15 protein-coding genes and 1 tRNA gene are annotated in these 14,979 nt (G+C 69.7%); 13 read left to right on the forward strand and 3 right to left on the reverse strand.

Annotated elements, in window-relative coordinates; all coding sequences use genetic code 11:
- The first annotated feature begins 68 nt into the window (after nt 1-68).
- The 4 genes from AACG61_RS11265 (at nt 69) to AACG61_RS11280 (ending at nt 2,693) form a co-directional block, all read left to right on the forward strand.
- On the forward strand, nt 69-1,214 hold the full coding sequence (locus AACG61_RS11265) for an aminotransferase class V-fold PLP-dependent enzyme (RefSeq protein WP_411837225.1): 1,146 nt from the start codon (nt 69-71) through the stop codon (nt 1,212-1,214).
- 57 nt (nt 1,215-1,271) lie between these two features.
- A complete protein-coding gene (locus tag AACG61_RS11270) occupies nt 1,272-1,733 on the forward strand; it encodes a GNAT family N-acetyltransferase (protein WP_411837226.1) in 462 nt (153 codons plus the stop codon).
- Between the two features lie 90 nt (nt 1,734-1,823).
- A complete protein-coding gene (locus tag AACG61_RS11275) occupies nt 1,824-2,561 on the forward strand; it encodes a calcium-binding protein (RefSeq protein WP_411837227.1) in 738 nt (245 codons plus the stop codon).
- Nucleotides 2,562-2,616: 55 nt separating this feature from the next.
- Nucleotides 2,617-2,693 (forward strand) — tRNA-Arg (locus AACG61_RS11280).
- Nucleotides 2,694-2,811: 118 nt separating this feature from the next.
- Here AACG61_RS11280 and AACG61_RS11285 read toward each other — a convergent pair.
- Entirely contained in the window at nt 2,812-3,873 is a 1,062-nt protein-coding gene (locus AACG61_RS11285; protein WP_411837228.1) for an SDR family oxidoreductase, read from the reverse strand.
- Nucleotides 3,874-3,975: 102 nt separating this feature from the next.
- Between AACG61_RS11285 and AACG61_RS11290 the strand changes: the two genes are divergently transcribed.
- The 8 genes from AACG61_RS11290 to AACG61_RS11325 all read left to right on the forward strand — a co-directional run bounded on the left by AACG61_RS11290 (nt 3,976) and on the right by AACG61_RS11325 (nt 11,696).
- Entirely contained in the window at nt 3,976-4,377 is a 402-nt protein-coding gene (locus AACG61_RS11290; RefSeq protein ID WP_411837229.1) for a winged helix-turn-helix transcriptional regulator, read from the forward strand.
- 147 nt (nt 4,378-4,524) lie between these two features.
- Entirely contained in the window at nt 4,525-5,670 is a 1,146-nt protein-coding gene (locus tag AACG61_RS11295) for a hypothetical protein (RefSeq protein WP_411837230.1), read from the forward strand.
- A 99-nt stretch (nt 5,671-5,769) separates the two neighbouring features.
- Nucleotides 5,770-6,852: a type 2 isopentenyl-diphosphate Delta-isomerase gene (gene fni, locus AACG61_RS11300; RefSeq protein ID WP_411837231.1), complete on the forward strand. Its 1,083-nt coding sequence runs from the start codon at nt 5,770-5,772 to the stop codon at nt 6,850-6,852.
- 30 nt (nt 6,853-6,882) lie between these two features.
- On the forward strand, nt 6,883-7,626 hold the full coding sequence (locus AACG61_RS11305) for a fatty acid desaturase (RefSeq protein WP_411837232.1): 744 nt from the start codon (nt 6,883-6,885) through the stop codon (nt 7,624-7,626).
- Complete coding sequence (locus AACG61_RS11310) at nt 7,623-8,111, forward strand: sterol desaturase family protein (protein WP_411837233.1); 489 nt, start codon at nt 7,623-7,625, stop codon at nt 8,109-8,111. Before AACG61_RS11305 ends, AACG61_RS11310 begins: the two co-directional genes overlap by 4 nt.
- Nucleotides 8,108-9,268, forward strand: coding sequence for a lycopene beta-cyclase CrtY (gene crtY / locus AACG61_RS11315; RefSeq protein ID WP_411837235.1), 1,161 nt, complete (start codon nt 8,108-8,110; stop codon nt 9,266-9,268). Before AACG61_RS11310 ends, crtY begins: the two co-directional genes overlap by 4 nt.
- On the forward strand, nt 9,265-10,770 hold the full coding sequence (locus AACG61_RS11320; RefSeq protein WP_411837236.1) for a phytoene desaturase: 1,506 nt from the start codon (nt 9,265-9,267) through the stop codon (nt 10,768-10,770). Before crtY ends, AACG61_RS11320 begins: the two co-directional genes overlap by 4 nt.
- Complete coding sequence (locus tag AACG61_RS11325) at nt 10,767-11,696, forward strand: phytoene/squalene synthase family protein (protein ID WP_411837237.1); 930 nt, start codon at nt 10,767-10,769, stop codon at nt 11,694-11,696. Before AACG61_RS11320 ends, AACG61_RS11325 begins: the two co-directional genes overlap by 4 nt.
- Here the strand turns inward: AACG61_RS11325 and AACG61_RS11330 are convergent.
- Nucleotides 11,678-12,553, reverse strand: a complete 876-nt coding sequence (locus AACG61_RS11330; protein ID WP_411837238.1) for a polyprenyl synthetase family protein — start codon at nt 12,551-12,553, stop codon at nt 11,678-11,680. The two genes, AACG61_RS11325 and AACG61_RS11330, sit on opposite strands and share 19 nt — an antisense overlap.
- A 170-nt stretch (nt 12,554-12,723) precedes the next feature.
- Nucleotides 12,724-13,713: a LacI family DNA-binding transcriptional regulator gene (locus tag AACG61_RS11335; protein WP_411837239.1), complete on the reverse strand. Its 990-nt coding sequence runs from the start codon at nt 13,711-13,713 to the stop codon at nt 12,724-12,726.
- A gap of 215 nt (nt 13,714-13,928) precedes the next feature.
- On the opposite strand from AACG61_RS11335, the gene AACG61_RS11340 reads away from it, so the two are divergent.
- On the forward strand, nt 13,929-14,966 hold the full coding sequence (locus AACG61_RS11340; protein ID WP_411837240.1) for a sugar ABC transporter substrate-binding protein: 1,038 nt from the start codon (nt 13,929-13,931) through the stop codon (nt 14,964-14,966).
- Nucleotides 14,967-14,979 lie beyond the last annotated feature (13 nt).

The following is a 14,979-nucleotide window of genomic DNA, read 5'->3' on the forward strand; positions in this document are numbered from 1 at the left end:
CGGCTTTTGGCGGTCTGGCCGGGCCGCGCGGCAGGCGCTAGGCTGCGCGCAAACGGAAAGGATGCCCCATGCCCCATCAGCGCCCCGAGATCGACCCCGACGGTCTTGACGAATTCTCGGTCGTGTTCACCGACCGGTCCCTGAACCACATGTCGAAGCGCTTTCAGCAGGTCATGCGCGACCTGTCGGCGGGCCTCTGCGAGGTCTACGGCGCGGCCCATGCGGTGATCGTGCCGGGCGGCGGCAGCTACGGCATGGAGGCCGTCGCGCGCCAGTTCGGCCGCGACGCGCATGCGCTGATCGTCAGGAACGGCTGGTTCAGCTATCGCTGGAGCCAGATCTTCGACGCGGGCGCCTTCGCGCGCGAGGTGACCGTGGTCAAGGCCCGCCCGCAGGGGAACGCGCCCCAGCCCGCCTATGCGCCGCCCCCCATCGACGAGGTCGTGGCCCGCATCCGCGAGACGCGCCCCGATGCGGTCTTTGCGCCCCATGTGGAGACCTCGGCCGGGCTGATCCTGCCCGACGACTACATCACCGCCCTGGCCGATGCCGCGCATGAGGTGGGCGCCCTGATGGTGCTGGACTGCATCGCCTCGGGCGCGGTCTGGGTGGACATGGCGGCCACCGGGGTGGACGTACTGATCTCGGCTCCGCAGAAGGGCTGGTCGGCATCGCCCGCCGCGGGCTTGGTGATGCTGTCGGAGCGTGCCGCCGAACGGCTGGAGGCGACCATCAGCGACAGCTTCGCGTTGGACCTGAAGAAATGGCGCGCGATCATGCAGGCCTATTTGGACGGCGGCCACGCCTATCACGCGACCATGCCCACGGACGCGCTCCTGGGCCTGCGCGACGCGATGGAGGAGACCCGCGCCATGGGCTTCGACGCCGCGCGCGACGCGCAATGGCGGCTTGGCCGCGCGGTGCGCGAGGCGCTGGCCACGCGCGGCATCCGTTCGGTCGCGGCCGAGGGGTTCCAGGCGCCGGGCGTCGTGGTCAGCTATACCGACGACCCCGAGGTGAAGTCGGGCAAGGCCTTCGCGGCCCAGGGCACCCAGATCGCGGCGGGCGTGCCGCTGGCCGTGGATGAGGGGGCCGATTTCTCGACCTTCCGCATCGGGCTCTTCGGTCTGGACAAGCTGGCCGACGTGGACGGCACCATGGCGCGGCTGTCGCCGGTGCTGGACCGGGTGCTGGGCGCGCCCCGGACCGTTTGACCTGCGCGTCAGGTCGGGCTAGTGCCCGGCCCGACGCCTCTTCCGACAGGACCCGACATGACGCTGACGATCGCCGCGGAAAGCCCGCTCGGGCCGGATCTGGACCAGCTGTTCCAGCGACACACCGCCGAGATGCATGCCGACACGCCCCCCGAATCGATCCACATGCTGCCCAAGGAGGCGCTGGCTGACCCCGCCATCCGTTTCCTGGTCATCCGCGACGCGGGCCGGCCCGTCGCCATGGGCGCCGTCAAGGCGCTGGAGCCGGGTTCTGGCGAGGTGAAGTCCATGCATGTCCTGACCGAACATCGCGGCCGCGGCCTGTCGCGCATGCTGCTGCGCCGCATCATCGAGGACGCGCGCGCATCGGGCCTGCAGCGGCTGTCGCTGGAGACCGGGGTCCAGCCGGGCTTTCTGGCCGCCCGCGGCCTTTATGCGCGCGAGGGCTTCACCGAATGCCCGCCCTTCGGCAGCTATCGCGCGGACCCGAACTCGGTCTTCATGACGCTGCTGCTGTAAGGGGCGCGTGCCCACGATCCCCGATTGACAGGATGCCGCACCCGCGCCAAGCCTGACCTGCATGGCGGCGCGAGAGGCAGGGGCGGTCACATGGGCTACGAATGGGCGTTCATCGCCAACTGGCTGATCTTCGGCGGCCTGACGCTGGTCGCCATGGACCCGTTCGACCTGTTCGGCGGCGATGACGATCCGGAGGCCGACGACCCCGTCGACACGACCGGAGAGACCCTGATCGGCACCGACGCCCCCGAGACCCTGACCGGAGGCGATCTGGACGACGCCCTGATCGGGCTGGGCGGCGACGATCTGCTGATCGGCGGCGCAGGGAACGACGGGATCGAGGGCAATACCGGCGACGACACGCTGCGCGGCGGCGATGGCGACGACCTGCTGGCCGGGGGCGCCGGCACCGATCTGATCGAGGGCGGCGCGGGCAATGACGTCCTGTCCAGCGACCGGCTGGACGGCGACGCCCAATGGGAGCGGGGCGGGGAGGAGACGCTTTCGGGCGGCGACGGCGACGATGCGCTGTTCTTCCTGGGCGACGACATCGCGATCGGCGGGGCGGGACAGGACGTCTTCTCGATGATCGTGGCGCCCGAGGGCGGCGCGGCATCGCTGCGCGACTACGACCCCGAGGCCGACCGCATCACACTGCACGCGACGTTCGACGCCGACAGCCCGCCCGAGGTCGGCGTCAGCGCCGATGCCGTCTCGGGCATCACGACGGTGCTGCTGGACGGCCGGGCGGTGATGGAGGTGCGGGGCGTCTTCACCGCCGCGCAGCTGGACGTGGGCCTGCGGCAGATCGATGAGCTGCCCTTCTGATCGCGTCACTATCGCTTTGAAATCCTCCGCGACCGGCGCTAAGACCGGTTGGCACGGCCCCGTAGCTCAGCTGGATAGAGCAGCCGCCTTCTAAGCGGCGGGTCGGGGGTTCAAGTCCTCCCGGGGTCGCCATGACATCCGCCCATGCAACGCGAGGTAGACGCCCCCGTCAGGTGGCCTGCAGACCATCGCGAAAGCTGCGCCTCCGGGTGCCGCGCCGGTACATGGGATTGGCACCGCACCCCTGGCATCACGGGATGATGCGGTCGGCGCGCAGCCGCGCGAACAGGTCCGTGAAGGCCGCGTCGGTCGCCTGATAGCCGGTGAAGCCCAGATGGCGGCTTTTCGACATGTCCGTCACCACCTCGATCGGGCGGCCCAGATCGGCGTCCGTGTGCCAGGGCGAGGCGAGGCGCGACAGGTCCCCCTCAACCAGACCGTGGCGCGCGGCGATCCGGGCCCAGACCGGGGCGTCGTCCTTCATCTGCGTCTCCAGCGGGCGGGGCGTGCCGTCGAAATCCTCGGCCGCGATCCCGAAGGCGTCGGCGATGCGGTGCCACATCCACTTCCATCGGAACACGTCGCCGTTGACGATGTTGAACGCCTCGTTGCGGGCCGCGGGGGTCCCGGCAGCCCAGATCACCTGCCGCGCCAGCTGGCGCGCGTCGGTCATGTCGGTCAGCCCCTCCCACTGCACGGCCGAGCCGGGAAAGCGGAAGGGCCGCCCCGTCTCGCGGCAGATCGTGGCATAGACGGCCAGGGTGGTGCCCATGTTCATCGCGTTGCCGAGGGCCTTGCCGATCACGGTATGCGGGCGGTGCACGCTCCAGCCGAAGCCGTCGCAAGCGGCGGCGGCGAAGACCTCGTCCTCCTGCGCATAGTAGAAGTTCGCGACGTCCAGCCGGCCCTGATCCTCGCGGAAGGGCGTCTGCGGCAGCCGGCCCTGGCCATAGGCCTCGAACGGCCCCAAGTAATGCTTCAGCCCCGTGACCAGCGCGACATGCCGCACCGATCCCGCGGGCCTCAGCGCATCCAGGACGTTGCGCACCATGGCGCCGTTGACGCGGATGTTCTCGGCCTCGGTCGGCATCCTCAGCCAAGAGGTCAGGAAGACATGCGCGGGCGCGATCCCGTCCAGCGCGCGGGCCAGGCCCTGCGGGTCCAGCAGGTCGGCGGCCACGGGCAGCACGCCGGGCTGATCCTGCGGCCTGCGGCTGAGGCCGTGGACGGTCCAGCCCTCCTCCACCAGCTGCGCGGCGATCGCGCTGCCCTGAATGCCGGTCGCGCCGACGACGAGTGCGGTTCGTGTCATCCTGTCTCTCCGTTCCGATGGTCACCGGGCGAGGTAGGCGCTTGCGATCCGCGCTTCCAGAAGGCACCGTTCCGGGACGTAGGAACCCGGAGGTGACCACCCGTGAGCGAAGACCCGTCCGATCAGGAATGGCGCGAGGACTGCGCCCCCCGCCGCGTCCTGGACCTGTTCGCGACCAAGTGGACCAGCATGATCCTGCACACGCTGCACGCCCGCCATCACGGCGCGGCGCGGACCGGCGTCCTGCACCGCAGCCTGCCCGGCATATCCAAGAAGATGCTGGTCCAGACCCTGCGCGACATGGAGGCCAGCGGCCTGATCACCCGCCATGTGGAAGGCACCGTGCCGCCGGCGGTCGAGTACCGCCTGACGCCCCTGGGGACGCGCTTCGTCGATCTGGTCGAGCGGGTCTATGACTGGGGGCGCAGCAATGCGGACGCGCTGGATCTCCTGGGCGAACGGTCGACCTCGCGGCGTCGGATGTCGGGCGGCGCCACGGGTTGACGGCCCGGCCCGAGCGCTGCGAACTGACGCCGGGCAAGCGGGCAACCGGAGCCGTTAACGTAACTTTTTCATGGACATCGGCGGGGTGACTGTGCTTGCGTCGGGATCGAAGACATCACGCGCATTTGAACCCGCAGGATATTCACAGTGACCGACCCCATCCAATCCGGCCGCTGCGCGATCATCTATTTCATCGATCCGCCGCATCTGATCTCGCCCGCCATTCCGCTGCTGCTGTCGATCAGGCGCCACCATCCCGACGCGACGGTGATCCCCTACACCCCGAAGGATCGGCTTCGGGACATCCCCGAGCGGGTCAGGGCGTTTCACGAACAAATGGGCGCGCCGATCCGCGAGCTGACGCAGGAGCTAGCCTTCAGCCGCAAGCGTTACGACAAGCCCTATCTGCACGGCAACAAGCTGCTGGCCGCGGCCGAGGAGCGCGACACCGAATTCGCGATCTTCCTGGACACCGACACCTATCTGGCCCGGCCGCTGGATGCCGAGGCGCTGCTGTCGCCCGACCATGTGGCGGTGGTGCCCGAATCCGTCGCCGGATTCGCGCGGCGCTTCATCGAGATCTGGGATGCGACCTATGCGATCTTCGGCCTGACCACCCCGGTCGAGCGGGTCAGGATGCTGCGCACCGACCGCGAGCATCCGCCCTATTTCAACGCCGGAATGGTGGCCTTCCCCGAGGTCGCGCCCTCCGGTCGGCGGTTCGGGGCGCTGTGGCTGGACACGGCCATGACGATCGACTTCGACCCGTCGGTCGATGACGAAGCCAAGCGGCCATGGCTGGACCAAGCGTCGCTGCCGGTCGCCATCGCCCGGTCGGGGGCGCGGTTCCGAGAGCTGGATCGGGCGCACAACTATCCCGTCGACGGCACGGACTTTCCGCCGCGCGATGACGTCCGGCTCTATCACTATCACGGCATGGAGCGGCTGGAGGAGGCCGGGCACACAGCCGAGATCGAGGAGCTGCTTGTCAGCAGCGGCCTGTTCCGGTCGCTGGAGCATTTCCTGGAACCGCTGCGCCGCAAGCGCGAGGAGGCCGCCGTCTACTGGAAGCAGATCGGCGACGAGGCCGAGGCGCGGCGCGTCATCAAGAAGCAGATGGAGGGCGTCGAGCGGTCCGGGCTGGGCGCGCTGAAGCGCCAGATCCAGCAGTCCAAGGCGCGCGAGGTCGCACTGCGCAAGACCTGCGCCGAGATCGTCGAGGAGGTCTTCTACGATGACGGCTGGCTTCAGGCGGCCGACACCCGGACGATGAAGGCCGCGGGCCGGGGCTGAGGCCGGGCTGCGCCGCGACAGATCGTCCCCTTGGAACGGGGGCTGGAAGGCGGCAGCCATTGGCGCGATAGTCGGGCAACCCAAACGAATGGCCTTCCCATGACCGAGATCTCGCGCCGCAAGTCCGACCACCTGAGGATCGTTGCCGAAGGGCGCGGCGCGCAGGACCGGCTGGACAGCGGCTTCGACGCCATCCGTTTCCGGCACCTGGCCCTGCCGGAGCTGGACATGGCGCGGATCGACTGCGGCACGCGCTTCCTGGGGCGGGTGCTGGATGCGCCGCTGCTGATCTCGGCCATGACCGGCGGCCCGGAGGAGGCCGAGGCCATCAACATCCACATCGCCGAGGCCTGCGCCCATCACCGCATCGCCCTGTCGGTCGGCTCGCAGCGCATCGCGGTCGAGGCGGGCGGCAACGGCGGCTTGGGCGCCAGCCTGCGCGCGCGCGCGCCCGACATCCCGATCCTGGGCAATATCGGCGCGGTGCAGCTGAACTACGGCTTCGGCCCAGATCAGGCCGCCCGCGCGGTCGAGATGATCGGCGCCGATGCGCTGATCCTGCATTTGAACCCGCTGCAGGAGGCGATCCAGGAGGGGGGCGATCGCGACTTCTCGGGCCTTCTGGACAAGATCGCGGCGCTGGTGCGCGCCCTGCCCGTCCCCCTGGGCGTCAAGGAGGTCGGCGCGGGCCTCTCGGCCCCCCTCGCCCGGCGTCTGACCGAGGCCGGCGTCACCATCCTGGACGTGGCCGGCGCCGGCGGCACCAGCTGGGCGCGGGTCGAGGCCGAACGCGGCCCTGCCCGCCTCCAGGCGCTGGCCGCGCCCTTCCATGACTGGGGCATCCCGACCGCGGCGGCGATCGGCGCGGTCGCGCCACTGATGCGGCCGGGGCAGGTCCTGATCGGATCGGGCGGGGTGCGCCACGGGCTGGACGTGGCGCGGGCCGTCAGACTGGGGGCCGATCTGGCCGGACAGGCCGCGGGCGCCCTGCCCGCCGCCCGTCACAGCACCGAGGCCCTGGTCGCGCATCTGGACGATGTCGTGACCCAGCTGCGCATCGCCATGTTCTGCACCGGATCGGCCGATCTGGCAGCCCTGCGCCGCGCGCCGCTGCTGGAGCGCGACGCGGGCGGCCAATGGTCGCAAGCATCGGGGATGGAAACCGGCGATGCGGGGCTGTAGCCTGCCGCCATCGCCGGTCCGGGGGACACCATGAGCGCGAATGCCCTGCCCAAGGCGGAACTGACCGTCACCAGCCTGGCCGTGTCCGGGACCATCATCCTGGCCTGGCTGGCGCTGCACGTCCACACGCTGTGGTTCCTGGACGCCGCGGCGCATCCGCTGCTGGCGGCGGCAAGCTTCGCGGGCCTGACCTGGCTGTCGGTGGGGCTGTTCATCATCGCCCATGACGCGATGCACGGATCGGTCGTGCCGGGACATCCGCGCTGGAACGCGCGGATCGGGCAGCTGGTCCTGTGGCTCTATGCCGGGTTCTCGTGGCGCAAGATGATCGTCAAGCACATGGCCCATCACCGCCATGCGGGCACCGAGGACGACCCCGATTTCGACCATGGCGGGCCGGTCCGCTGGTACGGCCGCTTCATCGGCACCTATTTCGGCTGGCGCGAGGGGCTGCTCCTGCCGGTGATCGTCACGACCTATGCGCTGATCCTGGGGGATCGCTGGATGTATGTGGCGTTCTGGCCGCTGCCCTCGATCCTCGCCTCGGTACAGCTGTTCGTCTTCGGCACCTGGCTGCCGCACCGGCCGGGCCATGACGCCTTTCCCGACCGCCACAATGCCCGGTCGTCGCGGGTCAGCGACTCGGTGTCGCTGGTGACCTGCTTCCATTTCGGCGGCTATCATCACGAACATCACCTCTATCCCACCGTGCCGTGGTGGCGCCTGCCGCGCACCCGTGCCAAGGCGGACCGGAAGAAAGGGACCCCCGCATGACCAATCTGCTGATCGTCGTCGCCACCGTGCTGGTGATGGAGCTGACGGCCTATTCCGTCCACCGCTGGATCATGCACGGCCCCTTGGGCTGGGGCTGGCACAAGTCGCACCATGAGGAGCATGACCACGCGCTGGAGAAGAACGACCTCTATGGCGTGGTCTTCGCGGTGATCGCCACGATCCTGTTCACGGTGGGCTGGATCTGGTCGCCGGTCCTGTGGTGGATCGCGCTTGGCATGACGGTCTATGGCCTGATCTATTTCGTGCTGCATGACGGGCTGGTCCATCAGCGCTGGCCCTTCCGCTACATCCCCCGGCGCGGCTATTTCCGGCGCCTCTATCAGGCGCACCGGCTGCATCACGCGGTGGAGGGGCGCGACCATTGCGTCAGCTTCGGCTTCATCTATGCCCCGCCGGTCGACAAGCTGAAGCAGGACCTGAAGGATTCGGGCGTCCTGCGCGCCGAGGCGCAGGAGCGGTCGTGACCCCCGACATCCTGATGGCCGGGGCGGGCCTGGCCAATGGGCTGATCGCGCTGGCGCTGCGGGCCGCGCGGCCCGACCTGACCGTGGTCCTGCTGGACGGGCGCGACGGACCGTCGGACAGGCATACCTGGTCCTGCCACGACCCCGACCTGTCGCCCGCCTGGCAGGCCCGCATCCATCCGCTGCAACGCGGCCGCTGGTCGGGCCAGCAGGTGCGCTTCCCCACCCATGCGCGCACGCTGCGCACCGGATACGGCTCTCTGGACGGGGCCGCGCTGGCGCAGGCGGTGACCGATGCGGGGGCTGAAATCCGCTGGAACACCGCCATCGCCGCGCTGGATGCGGATGGCGCGACGCTGACCGACAGCACCCGCATCGCGGCGCCCTGCGTGCTGGACGGGCGCGGCGCGCAGGCGACCCCGCACCTGACCGTGGGCTTCCAGAAATTCGTGGGCATCGAGCTGGAGACCGACGCGCCCCATGGCGTCACCCGCCCGGTGATCATGGACGCGACCGTCACGCAGGAGGACGGATACCGCTTCATCTATCTGCTGCCCTTCACCCCCACGCGCATCCTGATCGAGGACACGCGCTATTCCGACGGCGGCGATCTGGACGACGATGCGCTGGCGCAGGCGTCCCACGATTATGCCCGCGCGCAGGGCTGGACGGGCCACGAGGTGCGGCGCGAGCGCGGCATCCTGCCCATCGCGCTGGCCCATGACGCGGCGGGCTTCTGGGACGATCACGCCACGGGCGCGGTGCCGGTGGGCCTGCGGGCGGGCTTCTTTCACCCGGTCACCGGCTATTCGCTGCCCTATGCGGCGCAGGTCGCGGATGTGGTGGCCGCCCTGCCCGGCCGGCCCACCACCGACGCGGCCCGCGCAGCCATCCGCGATTACGCCCTGGGGCGCGCGCGTCGGGACCGGTTCCTGCGCCTGCTGAACCGCATGCTGTTCCGCGGCTGCCCGCCCGATCAACGCTATACGCTGCTGCAGCGCTTCTATCGCATGCCCGAGGGGCTGATCGAACGCTTCTACGCCGGGCGACTGACCATGGCCGATCAGCTGCGCATCGTCACCGGCAAGCCCCCCATCCCCATCGGCACGGCGCTCCGCTGCCTGCCCGAACGCCCCCTTCTGAAGGAAGACGCATGAACGCCCATTCGCCCGCGACCAAGACGGCCATCGTGATCGGAGCAGGCTTCGGCGGCCTGGCCTTGGCCATCCGCCTGCAATCGGCGGGCATCGCCACGACCCTGGTCGAGGCCCGCGACAAGCCCGGCGGGCGGGCCTATGTCTGGCACGATCAGGGCCATGTCTTCGACGCGGGCCCCACCGTCATCACCGACCCCGATGCGCTCAAGGAGCTGTGGGCGCTGACCGGGCAGGACATGGCGCGCGACGTGACGCTGATGCCGGTGTCGCCCTTCTATCGGCTGATGTGGCCGGGCGGGAAGGTCTTCGACTATGTGAACGAGGCCGATCAGCTGGAGCGCCAGATCGCCCAGTTCAACCCGGACGACCTGGAGGGATATCGCCGCTTCCGCGACTATGCGGAGGAGGTGTACCAGGAGGGTTACGTCAAGCTGGGCACCGTGCCCTTCCTCAAGCTGGGCCAGATGCTCAAGGCCGCGCCCGCGCTGATGAAGCTTGAGGCCTACAAGTCGGTCCATGCCAAGGTCGCGACCTTCATCAAGGACCCCTATCTGCGGCAGGCGTTCTCCTATCACACGCTGCTGGTGGGCGGGAATCCCTTCTCGACCAGCTCGATCTATGCTCTGATCCACGCGCTGGAGCGGCGCGGCGGGGTCTGGTTCGCCAAGGGCGGCACCAACCAGCTGGTCGCGGGGATGGTCGCACTGTTCGAACGGCTTGGCGGGCAGATGCTGCTGAACGCCAAGGTCGCGCGGATCGACACGGACGGCCCGCGCGCGACCGGCGTGACCCTGGCCGACGGGCGCACCCTGACCGCGGACATGGTCGCCAGCAACGGCGACGTGATGCACAATTATCGCGACCTGCTGGGCCACACCGCCCGCGGGCAGAGCCGCGCGAAATCGCTGGACCGCAAGCGCTGGTCCATGTCGCTCTTCGTGCTGCATTTCGGCCTGCGCGAGGCGCCCAAGGACATCGCCCACCACACCATCCTCTTCGGCCCCCGCTACAAGGAGCTGGTCAACGAGATCTTCAAGGGCCCCAAGCTGGCCGAGGACTTCTCGCTGTACCTCCATTCGCCCTGCACGACCGATCCGGACATGGCGCCTCCGGGCATGTCCACGCATTACGTGCTGGCCCCGGTGCCGCATCTGGGCCGGGCCGAGATCGATTGGGCGGTCGAGGGGCCGCGCTATGCCGACCGCATCCTGGCCAGTCTGGAGGAGCGACTGATCCCCAATCTGCGCGCCAACCTGACCACCACGCGCATCTTCACCCCGTCCGATTTCGCCAGCGAATTGAACGCCCATCACGGCAGCGCCTTCTCGGTCGAGCCGATCCTGACGCAATCCGCCTGGTTCCGGCCGCATAATCGCGACAAGACGATCCGCAACTTCTATCTGGTCGGCGCGGGCACCCATCCGGGCGCGGGCATTCCGGGCGTCGTGGGATCGGCGAAGGCCACGGCCCAGGTAATGCTGTCCGATCTGGCGGACGCATGAGCGATCTGGTCCTGACCTCGACGGAGGCGATCACCCAAGGCTCGCAGAGCTTCGCCACCGCCGCCAAGCTGATGCCTCCGGGCATCCGCGAGGATACGGTGATGCTCTATGCCTGGTGCCGCCATGCCGATGACGTGATCGACGGTCAGGCCCTGGGCAGCCGCCCCGAACTGGTGGACGACCCGCAGGCGCGGCTGGCCGATCTGCGCGCCGACACGCTGGCCGCGCTGCAGGGCGACGGCCCGGTGACGGCCCCCTTCGCGGCGCTGCGCGCGGTGGCGCGGCGGCACGACTTTCCCGATGCCTGGCCCCTGGACCTCATCGTGGGCTTTGCCATGGATGTCGAGGCGCGCGATTACCGCACCATCGAGGACGTGCTGGAATACTCCTATCACGTCGCGGGCATCGTTGGCGTCATGATGGCCCGCGTGATGGGCGTGCGCGATGACCCTGTCCTGGACCGCGCCTGCGATCTGGGGCTGGCCTTCCAGCTGACCAACATCGCGCGCGACGTGATCGACGACGCGGCCATCGGGCGCTGCTACCTGCCGGGGGACTGGCTGGATGAGGCGGGGGCGAGCATCGACGGTCCGGTGCCGTCGCCCGAACTCTACAGCGTCATCCTGCGGCTGCTGGACACGGCGGAGCCCTATTACGCCTCGGCCCGCGTGGGTCTGGCGGACCTGCCGCCGCGCTGCGCCTGGTCCATCGCGGCCGCCTTGCGCATCTATCGCGCCATCGGGCTGCGCATCCGCAAGGGCGGGCCAGAGGCCTATCGGCAGCGGATCAGCACCTCCAAGGCGACCAAGGTCGCGCTGCTGGGCGTCGGGGGGTGGGACGTCGCGCGCTCACGCCTGCCGGGGGCGGGCATCACGCGGCAGGGCCTCTGGACCCGGCCGCATCACGCTCAGGCGCGTACGCCGTAGGGCAGCACACGCTCCAGCAGGGCCGCGATCTCGGGGGCCTGCAGGCGCTTGCTGCGCAGCATCGCGTCCAGCTGCGCGCGGCTGGCCTCATAGTGGCGCGACACGTTCTGCATGTCGGCCACGGCCAGCAGGCCGCGCTTGGGTCCCGGCGCCGCGGCGTCGCGGCCCACGTCCTTGCCAAGCGCCGCCCGGTCGCCGATCACGTCCAGCAGGTCGTCATAGGACTGGAACACCCGGCCCAGCTGACGGCCGAAGGCGATCATCTGATCGCGGTCCTCGTCGTCGAAATCCTTGACCACGGCCAGCATCTCCAGCCCGGCGATGAACAGAACGCCGGTCTTGAGGTCCTGCTCGCGCTCGACCCCGGCGCCGCTCTTGGCGGCATGCAGGTCCAGGTCCTGTCCCGCGCACAGCCCCTGCGGTCCCAGGGCGCGCGTCAGGATGCGCACCAGCTGCGCACGCACCGCGCCGGTGGCGCCGCGCGCGGTGGCCAGCACAGCCATGGCCTCGGTGATCAGCGCGATGCCGCCCAGCACGGCCCGGCTCTCGCCATGGGCGACATGGGTGGCGGGCTGGCCGCGGCGCAGCGCGGCGTCGTCCATGCAGGGCAGGTCGTCGAAGACCAGCGAGGCCGCATGCACCATCTCGATGGCGCAGGCGGCATCGACGATGGTCTCGCAGACCCCGCCCGACGCGTCCGCCGCCAACAGCAGCAGGTTGCCCCGGAACCGCTTGCCCGAGGACAGCGCCGCATGGGACATGGCCGCGCCAAGCGGTGCCGATACGGCACCGAAGCCCGCGGCGATCTCGTCAAGTCTGGTCTGCAGCAGAATGGAGTGGTTGACGTCTCGTCTCATCAGTGCCTTCGCGCTTGGGTTCTGACCGGGCGGGAGGGCGGCGCGGCAGGCCGACGCACCCTCCACCGTCAACAACCCCCATGTTGGAACGGTTCGGGGGGGATTGCACGCCTTTTCGACAGGGCCGTGATGCCGCGCGGCATTTTGTCGTGGCCCGGCGGTGCCTCCGCTCAGCCGGTGCAGCGCATCAGGCAGGGAACCAGCGTGGCCGCGGGGGCCAGGTCGAGCGCGCCGATCATGTCGAAGACGCGGGTCAGCATCGTGCCGACATCCTGCTCGACCATGCCGACATTGCCCGGCAGCCGCGCGGCGAAGGCGTCCCAGTCAAAGCAGCCATAGCGCACCGGCCCCGCCCCCTGCGGCAGCTCCGCGATCCAGCGCACCACCCCCTCCAGCGCGATGGTCGAGTTCACGAACAGCCCCACCGGCCCCTCCGGGCACCACCCCGCCAGCGCCTGCGCCACCTTGTCGGCGGAATATCCGGGCATCATCCGGTGATCCTCGGGTACCGCGATGCCGCGGCGGTCATGTTCGGCCAGAAACCCCCGCAGGCGCGCGGCGGTGTTGTGATCGCCCGGCCGCCCGCCGATGAAGCGCAGCGGTCCCGGCGCGTCGCAGCGGTCCAGGATCACCGCCGCCAGCGCCTGCGCCGCCGCGAAGTTGTCCGAGATCACCGACGGCGCCGCCGTCCCCGGCAGGTCGAGATTGATCGACTGCACCCCCGCCGCCGCGCAGAAGCCGCTGATCCGGTCCGGGTCCGTGGCCCCGGTCGCGATCACGCATTCCGCCTGCCAGGAGACCAGCTCCTTGGCGGCCTCGAATTCCAGCTCGGGGTCGCGCTGCGTGCAGGTGACCACGGGAAAGAACCCCCTGGCGCGGGCCTGGGCCTCGAACCGTTCGGCGATCTGTCCGAAATAGCGGTTGTCGTATTTCGGGACGATCATGCCGACGATATGCGAACGCTCCCGGCGCAGCAGGCTGGCCTGGCTGTTGACCGCATAGCCCTGCTCCTCGGCCAGCGCCTTGACCCGTTCGGCCAGGCGCTGACTGATTCGACGCTTCTGCCAGGTGCCGTTCAGGACCGCGCTGACCGCACTGGGCGAGGCCCCGGCCAGCTGCGCCAGGTCGTAGATCGTCGTGCGCCGTGAATCCCTGTCCATGACCTGTCCCTTTCGTCAGGGCCGACCCGGCCCGCAAATCCCATCTTGACTTGGTTCAACCGATGGAGCAAGTTTGCGCAATCGGTTGCGCTAAGTCGCGCCGCCGATGGCGCGTTGGAGGATGTGCGGGAGGAGGACCGGCGGCGACCCGGCATGACCGGCGGCGCGCGGCCCTTCCTGTGACGGGCGAAGGCCCTGTTGAGGAGGAAGACAGCATGACCAGGATCACGTCGCTTGCAGCGACTTCGGCATTGGCGCTCGGCCTTGCCGCAACCGGAGCGGCGGCGCAGACCGTCGCCTTCCTGATGCCCGACCAGGCATCGACCCGCTACGAGGAGCATGACTGGCCCGGCTTCCAGGCCGCCATGGCCGAGAAATGCCCCGACTGCACGCTGATCTATCAGAACGGCAACGGCGACGTGGCGCTGCAGCAGCAGCAGTTCAACTCGGTCCTTGCGCAGGGCGCCACGGTCGTGGTGCTGGACCCGGTCGACTCGGCCGCGGCCGCCGCCCTGGTCGAGATCGCGCGCGCCCAGGATGTCCGCGTCATCGCCTATGACCGGCCGATCCCGGACACGCCGGCCGATTTCTACGTCTCGTTCGACAACGAGGGCATCGGCTATGCCATCGCGCAGTCGCTGGTCGAGCATCTGCAGGCCGAGGGCGTGCCCGAGGGCGCGGGCGTGCTGCAGATCAACGGCTCTCCCACGGATGCGGCGGCGGGGCTGATCCGCGACGGCATCGACCGCGCGCTGGACGCGTCGCCCTACAAGACGCTGTCGGAATACGACACGCCGGACTGGGCGCCGCCGCGCGCGCAGGAATGGACGGCGGGCCAGATCACCCGCTTCGGCGACCAGATCACCGGCATCGTCGCGGCCAATGACGGCACCGGTGGCGGCGCTATCGCCGCGCTGAAGGCCGCAGGCACCGACCCCCTGCCCCCGGTGACCGGCAACGACGCCACCATCGCCGCGCTGCAGCTGATCATCGCGGGCGATCAGTACAACACCATCTCCAAGCCCTCCGAGATCGTGGCCGCGGCCGCGGCCGACGTGGCCGTCCAGCTGCTGAACGGCGAGACGCCCGAGCCCACGACCGAGCTATACGCCACGCCCTCGCAGCTCTTCGTCCCGGAGGTCGTCACCCGCGAGAACATCAAGGAGGTGATCTTCGACGGCGGCATCCAGACCGCCGAGGAGGTCTGCACCGCCGAATACGCGGATGCCTGCGCCGAACTGGGAATCCAGTGACGCCCGCGCGCGG

This window comes from Paracoccus sp. ME4 (assembly GCF_046736325.1).
Taxonomy (GTDB): domain Bacteria; phylum Pseudomonadota; class Alphaproteobacteria; order Rhodobacterales; family Rhodobacteraceae; genus Paracoccus.

Coding starts and splice junctions, on each gene's coding strand:
- AACG61_RS11330 (WP_411837238.1), bottom strand. CDS start 12,553: ATGAGACGAGACGTCAACCACTCCATTCTGCTGCAGACCAGACTTGAC.
- AACG61_RS11270 (WP_411837226.1), top strand. CDS start 1,272: ATGACGCTGACGATCGCCGCGGAAAGCCCGCTCGGGCCGGATCTGGAC.
- AACG61_RS11305 (WP_411837232.1), top strand. CDS start 6,883: ATGAGCGCGAATGCCCTGCCCAAGGCGGAACTGACCGTCACCAGCCTG.
- AACG61_RS11335 (WP_411837239.1), bottom strand. CDS start 13,713: ATGGACAGGGATTCACGGCGCACGACGATCTACGACCTGGCGCAGCTG.
- AACG61_RS11285 (WP_411837228.1), bottom strand. CDS start 3,873: ATGACACGAACCGCACTCGTCGTCGGCGCGACCGGCATTCAGGGCAGC.
- AACG61_RS11275 (WP_411837227.1), top strand. CDS start 1,824: ATGGGCTACGAATGGGCGTTCATCGCCAACTGGCTGATCTTCGGCGGC.
- AACG61_RS11340 (WP_411837240.1), top strand. CDS start 13,929: ATGACCAGGATCACGTCGCTTGCAGCGACTTCGGCATTGGCGCTCGGC.
- fni (WP_411837231.1), top strand. CDS start 5,770: ATGACCGAGATCTCGCGCCGCAAGTCCGACCACCTGAGGATCGTTGCC.
- AACG61_RS11320 (WP_411837236.1), top strand. CDS start 9,265: ATGAACGCCCATTCGCCCGCGACCAAGACGGCCATCGTGATCGGAGCA.
- AACG61_RS11265 (WP_411837225.1), top strand. CDS start 69: ATGCCCCATCAGCGCCCCGAGATCGACCCCGACGGTCTTGACGAATTC.
- AACG61_RS11325 (WP_411837237.1), top strand. CDS start 10,767: ATGAGCGATCTGGTCCTGACCTCGACGGAGGCGATCACCCAAGGCTCG.
- AACG61_RS11310 (WP_411837233.1), top strand. CDS start 7,623: ATGACCAATCTGCTGATCGTCGTCGCCACCGTGCTGGTGATGGAGCTG.